This window comes from Kushneria marisflavi, from assembly GCF_002157205.1.
Lineage (GTDB): Bacteria > Pseudomonadota > Gammaproteobacteria > Pseudomonadales > Halomonadaceae > Kushneria > Kushneria marisflavi.
On record NZ_CP021358.1, the window covers coordinates 844,556 to 857,182 of the forward strand.

Genomic DNA, 12,627 nt, shown 5'->3' on the forward strand with positions numbered 1-12,627 from the left:
CTATTTAACGAAAAGCTGACGGGGAAAATTGCAAAGGGTTTCCACCCCGGTCTCGGTGATCAGGATCGACTCGGTGATCTCAAGCCCCCAGTCATCCATCCACATGCCCGGCATGAAGTGAAAGGTCATGCCGGGTTCCAGTACGGTCTCGTCACTGGGACGCAGGCTCATGGTGCGCTCGCCCCAGTCGGGCGGATAGCTCAGACCGATGGGATAGCCACAGCGGGCACCGCCCCGATCAAAACCCCATTTGTCCATCGCCGCACCCAGCGCCATGGCCAGATCACAGCAGCGATTGCCGGGTTTGGCGACCTCAAGCCCGTTTTCGATGCCTTCCAGCAGTGCAGACTCCCCGCGCAGAAAATCTCGCGTCGGGCGACCGAGAAATACTGTACGTGACAGCGGTGCGTGATAGCGCTTGTAGACGCCGGCAATTTCGAAAAAGGTGCCTTCACCCTTTTTGAACGGCGCATCATCCCAGGTCAGGTGCGGGGCGGCTGCATCCTTGCCGGTCGGCAACAGCGGCACGATGGCCGGATAGTCCCCGCCGTGACCCTCCACGCCTTCAACACCGGCCCGATAGATTTCGGCCACCAGCCGGCTCTTGGGCAGGCCGGGCTCGACCATGTCCAGAATGCGGGCATGCATCTCGTCCACGATGCGACCGGCCACACGCATGTACTCGATCTCGGTTGGTGACTTGATCGCCCGGCACCAGTTGACCAGCCCATTGGCGTCGACCAGCGTCGCCTCGGGCAGGTTTGCCAGCAGGCTGGTATAGGCCTTCGCCGAGAAGTAATAGTTGTCCATCTCGACACCGATGCGCCCCCGATGCCACTGCCAATGGGGCAGAATCGACCGGGAAAGATACTCCATCGGGTGCATGTCGGGATTCTGGACGTAATAGTCCGGATACCAGGTCACATGCGTTTCGGGATTCATATAGCAGGTGCGTATGGCGCCATTACTGTCCTGGCGTCGTCCGTACCACACCGGGTCCTGATCAAGACTGATCAGGACACACTGGTGAACATAGAACGACCACCCGTCATAGCCGGTCAGCCAGGCCATGTTGGAGGGGTCATAGACGATCAGGAGATCCAGCTCGGCACGCGCCATCGCCGCTCTTACCCGGGCCAGGCGCTGAGCATATTCCTCGCGCGTAAAGGGAAGTGCAATGTCGGTCATTGGCGCTCGCTTTTCCCGGTCCACAAACCGGGCACTTGTTGTATTCAACGACGTCCCGAAAACAAGCCAGACACACGGGGTCAATGGCTACTGCGCGACCACCACCCCGCCTCAGCCAGTCTGCCCTTGTCCGATTGTCGGGGTCAAAAGCTTTCCGCAGGCGTTTTTCGACGATACGCCCCCTATCGAAGCCTTACCATCAATCGCTCCAGAGCACACAGGATCATTGTTAATTTGAATTAAAGCCCTCTCACGAAAGGGTCGATATACGCCACAGAATGCGCACCCTTCGTTGCGCTTGTTTTAACGACGCCCTGAGCGGCAGATGATCAGGACGCCTCCATGAGAGATTGCCGTCACATGAAAGATATCAGCGTTGCCACTGACCGCCAGAAGGATTTCTTTCGAGCCGCCATTGATCGTGCTCAGGCCGTCATCGAGTTCACCACCGAAGGCATCATCATTGATGCCAATGAAAACTTCCTGACCACGGTGGGTTACAGTCTCGAAGAGATCAAAGGCAAGCATCACCGCATCTTCTGTGACCCTGAAGAGATTGCCTCGCCTGAATATCGCGCCTTCTGGCAAAAGCTTGGCCGCGGGGAGTTCGATGCCGGTGAGTATCGTCGCATTGGAAGAAACGGCCGGGAAATCTGGCTGCAGGCCACCTACAACCCCATTTTCGATGACAGCGGCAAGCCGGCTCGGGTGATCAAGTTTGCCTCCGACATCACCGCACAAAAGCAGCACGATGCCGAATTCGAAGGCAAGGTAGATGCAATCAACCGCGCCCAGGCCGTCATCGAGTTCGATCTGCAGGGCAATATTCTCTCGGCCAACGATAACTTCCTGAACGCCGTGGGCTACCGAGCCAGCGAAATCATTGGCGAGCATCACCGCATGTTCTGTGATGAGGCTCTTACCCAATCGGTCGAATATCGTGAATTCTGGAAAAATCTCGCCCGGGGCGAATTTGCACAGGGAGAGTACAAACGATTTCGCAAGGACGGCAGCGAGCTCTGGCTGCAGGCGACCTATAACCCGATCATGGACCCTGCCGGGCGACCCTATCGCATCGTCAAGTTCGCCACCGACATTACCAGCCGCAAGCTGGCCAACGCCGAGTTTGAGGGCAAGGTCAAGGCCATCAGTCGGGCCCAGGCCGTCATCGAGTTCGACCTGGAAGGTTATATTCTGGATGCCAACCCGGCGTTTCTGGATACCACCGGCTATCGATTCGAAGAGATCAGGGGCCAGCATCATCGCATGTTCTGTGAGCCCGACTACGCCGACAGCGACGAATATCGTCGCTTCTGGGAGGAGCTGGGCCGCGGCAAGTTCATGAGCGGCGAGTACAGTCGGCTGACGCGCGAGGGCAAAAAGCTCTGGCTGCAGGCGACCTATAACCCCATCTTTGACATGAACGGCAAGCCCTTCAAGGTGGTCAAATTTGCCACCGACATTACCACCCGAAAGCGTGAAGGCGTGGAGCTTGAAGGGCGACTCAAGGCGATCGACCGCGCTCAGGCAGTGATCGAATTTGACCTCAAGGGCAACATTCTCGCCGCCAATCGCAACTTCCTCCACACCATGGGCTATACCCTGGACGAGGTACAGGGCCAGCATCACCGGATGTTCTGTGACAATGATTACGTCATGAGCACCGACTACCGTGACTTCTGGCAAAAACTCGGCAGCGGCGAGTTCTTTAGCGGACGTTTCAGCCGCCTGGGCAAGTTTGGTCGGCGCGTCTGGATTCAGGGCACCTACAACCCGATTCTTGATGCCACGGGCACGCCCTACAAGATCATCAAGTTTGCCACCGACATTACCGATCAGGTGAAACTTGAAGAGAGTATCAAGGACCAGGCTTCTTCGATGAGTTCAAGCATCTCGGGCCTTAATGCCTCCATTAATGCCATTGCCGAAAACGCTCAGCTGACCCAGCAGCTGGCGCATTTCACACAGGAAGAAGCGCAGCGCGGCAGCAACACCCTAACGCGCTCCACCGAGGTCATGGAAGCCATTCGAAAGTCCTCCGAGGATGTCGACGCCATCGTCAAGGTGATCGGCGAGATTGCCAATCAGACCAACCTGCTGGCCTTCAACGCCGCCATCGAGGCTGCGCGCGCCGGTGAACACGGACTGGGCTTTTCCGTAGTGGCCGATGAAGTCCGAAAGCTGGCTGAAAAGTCCTCTGATGCCACCCGTCAGATCAATCGCCTGCTGGGAGAATCCAGCCGACGCATCGAAGAAGGCAATACCGTCTCTCGTGATGCGAGAGCCTCGTTTGAAAAGATCGTGGAGGGCATCGAAAAGACCAGCAGTTCCGTGGATGAAATTACCCATGCCACGCGCGCCCAGCTTGAGACGGCCGAGCACGTCGAGCAGGCAATCCTTGCCCTGAATGCCGCGACAGCGGCTCATCAGGCAGATGATGTCACCACTGGCAGGTCCCACAAGAGCGCCTGACATGACCAAATATGCTATCCATGCCGGTACCTATGGTGTGCTGGGGATCGGTCAGAGCAACGTTGCCCTTCCCGTCAGCGCACTGAGGGAAGTGGCAGATCTTCCGCACCGCCTGACCCCGGCCCCCATGGCGCCGGTCTGGTCACTGGGAGCCTTCATGCTGCGCGAGGAGATGATTCCGGTCATCGACCTGGCGCGTCTTCTGCGGCTCGATGACAGTACCGGAGCACGCAGCGAAGGCGACCGGGTTGCCGTCGTGCAGTGGCGTTCGGGAGTATTTGGTCTGCGCGTGGACGATATTTATTCCATTACTTCGGTGGCGGACGACCATTTGCAGCCGCTGGAAAACAATCCCACGGGTGTCAACCTGACCCCGGCGGCATTCAATTTTCACCAGGGCGATGAAGAGCGCCTGGTTTATGTACTGGACCTTGATGCCCTGTTCGCGCTTGAAGGTGTGACACGTTCAACGAATGCCACCGAAAGCCACGCACTTGAAACTCCACAGGAGATGGCTTCCAGCGACGGCCGCCCTCGTGAGCGTCATCGCGCCCTGATGATCGAATGTCTGGGCGTGACGCTCAGCCTGCCGTCTACCATGGTGCGTGAAATTCAGCCGCTGGAAAGGCTTGATCCGCCGGTGATCGAGGTCGAGGGCTTCATGGGCACAGCGCCCCTGCGAGACAGTGACATGCCCGTCTTTTGTCCGCTGATTCTGGCTCGACTCGACAGGAAATGTACGGCCAGAGTCGGGCTGATGGTGATCGTGACCGTTCGCGGTCAGTTGATGGCGCTGGCGGCCACACGCGTGCTGCGAATGGTTGATTACGACCAGGCAGAGATCATGCCGCTGGCCGACAACCATGCCTGCGCCGACGCTACCGTTGCCGGCATGATGACGCATCCCGAACTGGGAGAATCCCTGCTGCTTGATGGCGAGCGATTTGCCACCGACCAGGATTTTCTCACCATTGCCGCCATGTATGCCGGCAAACAGGACGAAGACAACACGCAAGGCGAAATCTATCGCCGTTTCGCCTTTGTGCACTATGACGCCTTCGGCCAGTACGTGACGCCTCTTGAGCAGCTCGATGAAGTCATCGCCATGCCCGAGAATTTCACGCCCAGTACCAATCCACGAGAGGGATGGGAAGGCACCCTGTTCCATCGCGATGACGCTGTATCGCTGATCGATCTGCGCCGGCTTTTGAAAACGCCCCATGATACGCCGGCCACCGACGTCCTGATTGTGGCCTGCGGCGATTATCGGGTCGGTTTCATGATCGATAATGCCCGTCATATCGAGTATCTCGACGCTCCGGCCAATAGTCTGATCATTCGCTGGCGGGGAGAGCAGGAATCCGGCACCCCGCCGATCGAGCAGTGCAAGCGCCTGATCGTGGTCGGCACCGGCGCCAACAAGAAAATCCTGTCGGTACTGTGTCTGGAAACGCTCGCGGCATTGCTGGTTGATGTCAATACGCCCTACCACTGCGCCATGATCGATGCGGCCTCATCGGTACCCTCTGTCTGAGCCCAGGGGCCACAGCAGCAGACGCACCACGGCATGGCCGGCACTAAAGTCTTTGGCAATCTCCCCATGCTCTGGGATCATGAGGACCATCTATACCGTGCCGGAATGCCATCATGATCAGGACCTACAGCCTTGCGCAGCAGACCATTCACGAACTGGCCGACGATGCGCTCGAAGCGCGTCTGTCGCAGGCAACCTGGATCGATGCGCAGGAACCCAGTGACAGTGAGCGTGAGGCACTGGCCCCCTTTCTTGCCGAGGAGCTGCCCGGGAGTACCGATGTTGAAGAGATCGAGTCGTCGGCGCGCTACTTCTCGGATGCCGACGGCCTTCACGTGCACTCCCTGTTTCTGACTCGCAACGAAGGCAAGCACCAGAACACCACGGTGGCCTTCATCCTCCAGCCACAGCGGCTCCTGAGCCTGCGTGAAGAGGACCTGGCGGATTTCAGGCTGCTGCGGCTGCGGGCGCGACGCGGCCAGATCGAGGCCGGCTCGCCTCAGGAGTTGATGGTGACCATCTTCGAGCAGAAGGTGGAAAACCTTGCCGACAGTGTCGAAGACATGCACCGCGACCTCGAGCAGGTCAGTCATCAGGTGCTTGAAGTCGAGGATTCGGACCTCGAGGACGCCATCGATCGGCTGGCCAAGGTCGAGGACAGCGTCGGCAAGATCCGGCTGTGTCTGATGGATACCCAGCGCTCGCTTCATTTTCTGCTGCGCCACCTGCGCCGCCACCCGGAACTTCAGGAACAGGCCCGTGAGGTGCTTCAGGACGTGGACGCCCTGATGTCGCACAACACGTTTTTGTCCGACAAGGTCAACTTCCTCATGGATACGACCCAGGGCTTTATCAATATTCAACAAAACCAGATCATCAAGATCTTCTCGATCGCCTCGGTCGTATTTCTCCCCCCGACCATGATCGCCAGCATCTACGGCATGAACTTTGATGTCATGCCCGAGCTGCACTGGCCGCTGGGCTATCCCTTTGCCATTTTTGTCATGTTCCTGTCGGGTCTGACGCCATTTTTGTACTTTAAACATCGCGGCTGGCTCTGATGACACCACGCCGGTCCATGCCGGCAGGCGCAACAAAGGGAAAATGAGATGCGCATTTTGATTCACGCCCCGGAGGCACAACGCTGGCAGGCAGCACTGATGCGTGAACTGCATCCGGCATTGCCCGAGGCCGACATCGTGACCACCCAGGACGTCGGTGACGTTCCGGCCGACCTGCTGGTGGCCTGGAAACCGACGGCCTCATTGCTGGCGTGTCAGGATGCCTCGCTGAAGGCGATTTTCAATGCCGGCGCCGGCGTCGATGCCCTGCTGAGCCTGCCGGACCTGCCGGACGTCCCCATCGTTCGTCTGCGTGACGCCGGCATGGGCATGCTGATGGCCGACTATGCGCTTTACGGCATTCTGCATTTTTATCGGGACATGGACCGTTATCAAAGACAGCAGATCAATCAACACTGGCAGGAGCAGCCGCTGGCCGATCGCAGTGCCTGGCGGGTGGGCATTCTGGGGCTGGGCACTCTCGGCCAGGTCTGTGCCCAGCGCATCCGCGCCCAGGGATTTAAGGTACAGGGCTGGAGTCGCTCCCAAAAACACCTCGAGGGGATCGACACCCATCATGGTGATGAGGGCCTGACCACTCTTTTGAACACTTCCCGGGTCATTGTCAGCCTGCTGCCGGACACTACCGAGACGCGCGGACTGCTCAACGCACAGCGTCTGGCGCAGCTGCCCGAAGGTGCCGTGGTGATCAATGCAGGACGGGGCAGCACACTGGATCCGGACGCCCTGCTCGCTCTTGTCGAAAACGGCCATCTTCGTGGCGCCATGCTGGACGTTTTTCCCGAAGAGCCCCTGCCGGTGCAGCACCCGCTCTGGCAAAACCCTCGGGTCATCGTGACACCACACGTGGCGGCGCCTACCGATGTCAACGCAGGCGCCCGACAGTTTGCCGCCGACATTCTGGCGTTGACGCGAGGCGAGCCCATCGAGACCGTTGACCTCTCCACGGGGTATTAAGGCATAGGCCGCATGCGTGCTGCACCTCACAAACAGGAGACGCCGTGTTTCGTTTTTTTCTGGTACTGACCGCCCTGATGGTGTCTAACGCACTGCAGGCCGAGGAGATTCATCCTTTCAAGGCCCAGTACCATCTCACGATGGATGGCTGGCCCAGTGCCGACATGACCCATCAGCTCGAGCATGATGGCGATGGCTGGCGCTCCACCATGCATGCCTCGATCAAGATCGCGACCGGCTATGAATACAGCCGCTTTCATGTCAGCCATGGCACCGAGGTATCGCCCTGGAGCTTTTACAGCCGCTATCGCCTGTTCGGCTTTGGCGATACCTACCGACTTGACGAGCATCAGCTGTCCAATCTGCCGGACCGTCAGGCAGCGCTGTTTGCGCTCAGCCGCCAGGCCTTTGATGCCCCATCGTGTCGCGGTCGACAGGCAACGCCCTGTACCTTTACCTACGTGGACCACAAAACGCGCGAGCACCACATGATCTGGCGGGTCATTGATGATCCCGAAATGACCGTGCCCCAGGGCCACTGGAAGACGCGCCATGTGGAGGCCTGGGACGAGGACAAACCCGACCGGCGCCTGCACTTTTATTTCACCTCGCGCAATCCGGGGCTTCTCGTGCAGACGGACTATTTCCGCGATGGCAAACTGAGTGCACGCCTGCAGCTGACAGGACTCGAGTCGCCATAGGGCCCGAGGCAGACTCTGATCATTTCCATACAACACGGACACCAGGGAGGGAACATGCTGGAACCGCACCTGACACTAACCATGGCGCTGGGGGAAGGTCCGCACTGGGACGTCGACCAGCAGCGCCTTCACTGGGTCGATATCCTGAGTGGCGAGCTTCATCAGCTCGATCCTGAAAACAATCAGCACCAGGTTCAGCGTTATGATGAACCGCTGGCCTACGCCGTTCCTGATGATCAGGGCGGCTATCTGGCCGCCTTTCGTTCAGGTCTGTGGCAGCTGGACAGCCAGGGACAAAAACAGCACCACCTGGTCGAAGGCCCTCAGAACCCGGAGATCAGCTGGTGCAACGACAGCCACTGCGATGCCCATGGCAGACTGTGGTTTGGCACCAAAAATGCCGAGGAAGCCCACCCCACCGGGGCGTTATTCAGCTATCAGGAGGCACTTACCTCGCATTTCGAGGGTGTGACCATCGCCAACGGCATCGCCATCAGCCCTGATCATCGCTGGCTCTATTTCAGCGACACGCCGACCCACAGGATTTATCGCTATCCGCTGGATATCGAGCAGGGCACGCTGGGCAAACCCGAGCTTTTCGCCGATACCCGAGCGCTGGCCCTGCCGGGCTCACCGGATGGTGCCGCCATTGATGAGGCCGGCCATTACTGGATCGCCATGTATGGCGGCGGGATCGTGGTGCACTTTGACGAGCGCGGCAACGTGGTGGACACCCTGCCGCTACTGGCCCCCAACCCCACCAAGGTCACCTTTGGCGACAGCGACCTGCGCACGCTCTATGTCACCTGTGCACGTCAGGGTCTGGAGCAGGCCACGCTGGATCAGTATCCCGATGCCGGCTCGCTCTTTTCTACCCGGGTAGATACCCCGGGGCTGCCCGGCCACCGCTATCGTCATACGCTCTGAGCCACATCGGCCCCGAGACAACATCGGCGCCTCGGGGCCGAACATGGAATGTGATATGTTGCCTCATGATGCAGCCGTCACCGAGAATCACATGAACGATACCGCCTCCAAAGACGTGCACCATGTGGCCGATCAACTGATCAAGGACATTCTTGACGGGCGATATCAGCCAGGCGATTTCATTCCCAAGGAACTGGATATCTGCCGGCATTTCGGTCTGAGCCGCAATGTGGTCCGTCGTCATCTGGGGGCGCTGGTCAACGGCGGTATCATCGAGCGCATTTCCGGCTACGGCTCTCGCGTACGCGAATTTTCGCAGTGGCACATTCTCGACCCTGCCGTCACGGACTGGATTACCCGCTTTGCCGGCCCGCATCTTGAAATTCAGCGCGAAATCCTGAGTTTTCGCCTGACGGTCGAACCCTGGGTGGCCATGATGGCCGCCAGCAGTGCCACGGCTCGGGATCTGGTGACCATCGAGGAAGCCTTTGAAGGCATGCGCCATCATCATCTCGATGAAGACACCACACAGCATGATCACTGTGACGTTTCCTTTCACGTCGCCATCTATTACGCCACCCACAATATTGTCTGGTCGCAGCTCTCCCACGTGTTGCGTCCCTCGATTCATCTGCTGGTGTCTCACAGCAATACCCGCACGCTCGACCCGGGCCACAGCCTTCAAAGCCATCGCCGGCTCATGGATGCCATCCGCATGCGCCAGCCCGATGAGGCCTATCACTCGGCAGTTGCCGTGTTAGAGGACACCGCTCGGGCACTGGGCGTCGATGTCCAGCCCGCCCCGATCCCGGCCCACCTGCCCATGAATATACCCCACCCCGGCTGAGCCGCTTCGCTGGCAATCTCTTTTGACCAACGCACGCTCGAAGCTTTCCAAAGTGTCGAAGCGTCGCGTCAGACAAAAAACTGACTGTGCAGATTCGCGCAGATTCTGCCTGTCTGGCCCGGTGCCTTTTAACGCCAAACGCTTTAACGCTAACCGCTTTGCCAGCCATTTCTTAAGCCTCGACCAAGGTCGAAGCGGCCAAAGTCTATGTTGAGCATTTCCGATAAATGTCCAACATACATCCCCTGTTATTGATTCCGTGTTTGTCACGCATGCAGTTTCATCCTTCGGGGTATGTCATGAAATCATCCACGACCGCGATATCGAGCAAACCGGGCCGCCGCACTGCGCGCCCGTCGATGTCGACCGTTTACATGATCGGCGGCGTTGCCGCGCTGGCAGGTCTTCTCTTTGGCATGGATATCGGCGTCATTTCCGGTGCCCTGCCCTTCATCGAGCACGATTTTGGCGTCAGCGACAGTCAGCAGGAAATTATCGTCAGCGTCATGATGCTGGGCGCGGCACTGGGCGCCTGCGTCAGCGGCACCCTGTCACGCAAAATGGGGCGCAAGCTGACGCTGACCGTCAGCGGCGTGGTCTTTGTTGCAGGAGCATTGTTCTCGGCGCTGGCCGTCTCACCGGACATGCTGATCGCCGCCCGTCTGGTGCTAGGCGTGGCCGTGGGCATTTCCTCCTATGTCGCGCCCATCTATCTATCCGAGATCGCCCCGGAGCATATTCGTGGCCGGCTGATCTCCTTTTACCAATTGATGATCATGGGCGGCATCTTGCTGGCCTACCTGACCAACACGCTTTTCAGCTATACGGGCAACTGGCGCGGCATGCTCGGAGTGATCGCCATTCCGGGCGTACTGTTGCTGATTGGCATGATCTTTCTGCCGCGAAGCCCGCGCTGGCTGGCAAGCGCTGGACGCTTTGACCAAGCGCGCAGCATATTGATGCGCCTACGAGGGGACGACCGTCAGGGCGTCGACGAAGAAATGTCGCGCATTCGCGAGAACCTCAAGGTCGGGGAATCAGGCTGGAAGCTTTTCAAGCACAATACCAACTTTCGGCGTTCGACCGGGCTGGGCATCACGTTGCAATTCATGCAGCAATTCACCGGTGCCAATGTCATTTTGTATTACGCCCCGCGAATTCTGGAGATGGCAGGCTTTGACAGCGCCAGTGAATAGCTCTGGGGGACGGTGGTGATCGGGCTTGTCATGACGCTTGCCACCCTGATTGCCGTGGGACTGGTTGACCGCGCCGGTCGCAAGCCGCTGCTCTATACCGGCTTTACCATCATGGGTCTTTGCATGCTGGCGCTTGGCATACTCTTTGAATATGGTCTCAAGGGCGCGACGACCCAGTATCTGGCGCTGGCTCTGCTGGGTACCTTCGTGGTCAGCTACGCCATGTCGGCGGCACCAATGGTCTGGATCCTGTGCTCTGAGATTCAGCCGCTCAAGGGACGTGACTTTGGGGTGGCCTGCTCCACGGTCACCAACTGGGTGGCCAACATGATCATTGGCGCCACCTTTTTGACCCTGATCAATGTGTTGGGCAATGCGATCACCTTCTGGCTCTATGCCGCGCTCAACTTTGCCTTTATTGCGGTCACACTGGTGCTGGTTCCCGAAACCCGGGGCGTGTCGCTTGAGCGAATCGAACAGGCGCTGATGGTCGGGCGGCGGCTGCGACATATTGGTGAACAGTCACGCAGCTGACCGGGAGCGTCCGGGTCGGGGGTCGTCATCGCCTGACTCGCGACGGCTGCCGGTTCTATACTGCTCAGCGACACCCTGCGACAAACCGCTTTTGTCGCCCACCGCCGACCGTGGAGTGATTCATGCCCTTGCACTGTGAAAGCGACCAGATCGGTCAACACGATGATGGCACCCCCTTTGAGCAGTTCAGGCTGCGCAACAGCGCCGGCATGCAGGTGGATATTCTTGATTACGGCGCCACCCTTCAGGCCGTGCGCGTCCCGGATCGAGATACCGGCGCGTTGATCAACCTGATCCTTGGATTTGCCGACCCGGCACAGTACCTGAAGCCGCATCCCTACTTCGGTGCGCTGGTCGGGCGCTATGCCAATCGTATCGGACAGGCGCGTTTCGAACTCGACGGTCAGACGTTTCAAATCCCGCCCAACGAGGGGCCGAACGCATTACATGGCGGGCCGAAAGGCTTGAGCTTTCAGCGTTTTGAAGGCCGGCTGTTTGAAGAGGCAGATCGAGTTGGTGTGAGCCTGACCTGCCTCTCACCCGATGGTGACATGGGGTTTCCGGGCGAGCTGGAAGTGACGGTGCATTACAGCCTTGATGAGGACAATCGGCTCATCATCGATTATGAGGCGCAAAGCTCAAAACCAACCGTCATCAGCCTGACCAACCATGCCTATTTCAATCTGCGCGGCAGCGGTGATGTGCGAGACCATCAGCTCGAATGTTCGGCCGACCACTACCTCGTGCTCGACGAGTCATCGATTCCGACCGGTACGATCGCGTCAGTCGACAACACCCCCTATGACTTCCGTACGCCTGATACCCCGCGCGCACGCGAGCAGATAGCGTGCGAGCAGCTAAGACGCGCCGGCGGTCACGATGTCGCGCTGGTGCTGGCTCAAGCGTCCCTCGCAGGCCCGCTTGCAACGGTAACCGAGCCACGCAGTGGCCGGCGCCTGGAGATCTTTACCGATCAACCTTCCCTGCAGATCTATACCGGCATCGGTCTGGATGGCACCCTGGACGATCACGAGGGACGCCCGATCGAAGCCTTTGGCGGACTGGCGCTGGAGGCACAGCAGTTTCCGGACGCGCCACACCATGATCATTTCCCCTCGACCCGGCTCGATCCGGGCGAGCGTTATCGTCAGCACACCTGCTATCGCCTGACGTTTTAATCCCGGGCCGG

General features: G+C 59.0%; 9 protein-coding genes and 1 pseudogene. 9 read left to right on the plus strand and 1 reads right to left on the minus strand.

The features are described 5' to 3' along the window. Positions 1 to 1,188 carry an ectoine hydrolase DoeA gene (gene doeA, locus B9H00_RS03900; protein WP_086899564.1) on the minus strand — a complete coding sequence of 396 codons (1,188 nt, stop codon included), beginning with the start codon at positions 1,186 to 1,188 and terminating at the stop codon, positions 1 to 3. 360 nt (positions 1,189 to 1,548) lie between these two features. Between doeA and B9H00_RS03905 the strand changes: the two genes are divergently transcribed. The 9 genes and pseudogenes from B9H00_RS03905 to B9H00_RS03945 all read left to right on the plus strand — a co-directional run bounded on the left by B9H00_RS03905 (position 1,549) and on the right by B9H00_RS03945 (position 12,616). Further along, positions 1,549 to 3,660, plus strand: a complete 2,112-nt coding sequence (locus B9H00_RS03905; RefSeq protein WP_086899565.1) for a methyl-accepting chemotaxis protein — start codon at positions 1,549 to 1,551, stop codon at positions 3,658 to 3,660. A 1-nt stretch (position 3,661) separates the two neighbouring features. Then, the gene (locus B9H00_RS03910; RefSeq protein WP_169713417.1) at positions 3,662 to 5,194 is read left to right on the plus strand and encodes a chemotaxis protein CheW; all 1,533 of its coding nucleotides are present in this window, start codon (positions 3,662 to 3,664) and stop codon (positions 5,192 to 5,194) included. Between the two features lie 113 nt (positions 5,195 to 5,307). After that, positions 5,308 to 6,255, plus strand: a complete 948-nt coding sequence (gene corA / locus B9H00_RS03915) for a magnesium/cobalt transporter CorA (RefSeq protein WP_086899567.1) — start codon at positions 5,308 to 5,310, stop codon at positions 6,253 to 6,255. A 48-nt stretch (positions 6,256 to 6,303) separates the two neighbouring features. Then, positions 6,304 to 7,233, plus strand: a complete 930-nt coding sequence (locus B9H00_RS03920; protein ID WP_086899568.1) for a 2-hydroxyacid dehydrogenase — start codon at positions 6,304 to 6,306, stop codon at positions 7,231 to 7,233. Positions 7,234 to 7,277: 44 nt separating this feature from the next. Beyond that, a complete protein-coding gene (locus B9H00_RS03925) occupies positions 7,278 to 7,934 on the plus strand; it encodes a hypothetical protein (RefSeq protein WP_086899569.1) in 657 nt (218 codons plus the stop codon). A 54-nt stretch (positions 7,935 to 7,988) separates the two neighbouring features. Next, positions 7,989 to 8,861, plus strand: coding sequence for an SMP-30/gluconolactonase/LRE family protein (locus B9H00_RS03930; RefSeq protein ID WP_086899570.1), 873 nt, complete (start codon positions 7,989 to 7,991; stop codon positions 8,859 to 8,861). Between the two features lie 91 nt (positions 8,862 to 8,952). Next, entirely contained in the window at positions 8,953 to 9,708 is a 756-nt protein-coding gene (locus B9H00_RS03935) for a FadR/GntR family transcriptional regulator (RefSeq protein ID WP_086901687.1), read from the plus strand. Positions 9,709 to 10,082: 374 nt separating this feature from the next. Continuing rightward, a pseudogene (locus B9H00_RS03940) lies at positions 10,083 to 11,438 on the plus strand (sugar porter family MFS transporter). Between the two features lie 122 nt (positions 11,439 to 11,560). After that, a complete protein-coding gene (locus tag B9H00_RS03945) occupies positions 11,561 to 12,616 on the plus strand; it encodes an aldose epimerase family protein (protein WP_086899571.1) in 1,056 nt (351 codons plus the stop codon). The last annotated feature ends 11 nt before the right edge of the window (positions 12,617 to 12,627 follow it).

What these genes read in the sequence shown, in the direction of transcription:
- doeA (WP_086899564.1), bottom strand. Translation starts at nt 1,188, where the DNA reads ATGACCGACATTGCACTTCCCTTTACGCGCGAGGAATATGCTCAGCGC.
- B9H00_RS03905 (WP_086899565.1), top strand. Translation starts at nt 1,549, where the DNA reads ATGAAAGATATCAGCGTTGCCACTGACCGCCAGAAGGATTTCTTTCGA.
- B9H00_RS03910 (WP_169713417.1), top strand. Translation starts at nt 3,662, where the DNA reads ATGACCAAATATGCTATCCATGCCGGTACCTATGGTGTGCTGGGGATC.
- corA (WP_086899567.1), top strand. Translation starts at nt 5,308, where the DNA reads ATGATCAGGACCTACAGCCTTGCGCAGCAGACCATTCACGAACTGGCC.
- B9H00_RS03920 (WP_086899568.1), top strand. Translation starts at nt 6,304, where the DNA reads ATGCGCATTTTGATTCACGCCCCGGAGGCACAACGCTGGCAGGCAGCA.
- B9H00_RS03930 (WP_086899570.1), top strand. Translation starts at nt 7,989, where the DNA reads ATGCTGGAACCGCACCTGACACTAACCATGGCGCTGGGGGAAGGTCCG.
- B9H00_RS03935 (WP_086901687.1), top strand. Translation starts at nt 8,953, where the DNA reads ATGAACGATACCGCCTCCAAAGACGTGCACCATGTGGCCGATCAACTG.
- B9H00_RS03945 (WP_086899571.1), top strand. Translation starts at nt 11,561, where the DNA reads ATGCCCTTGCACTGTGAAAGCGACCAGATCGGTCAACACGATGATGGC.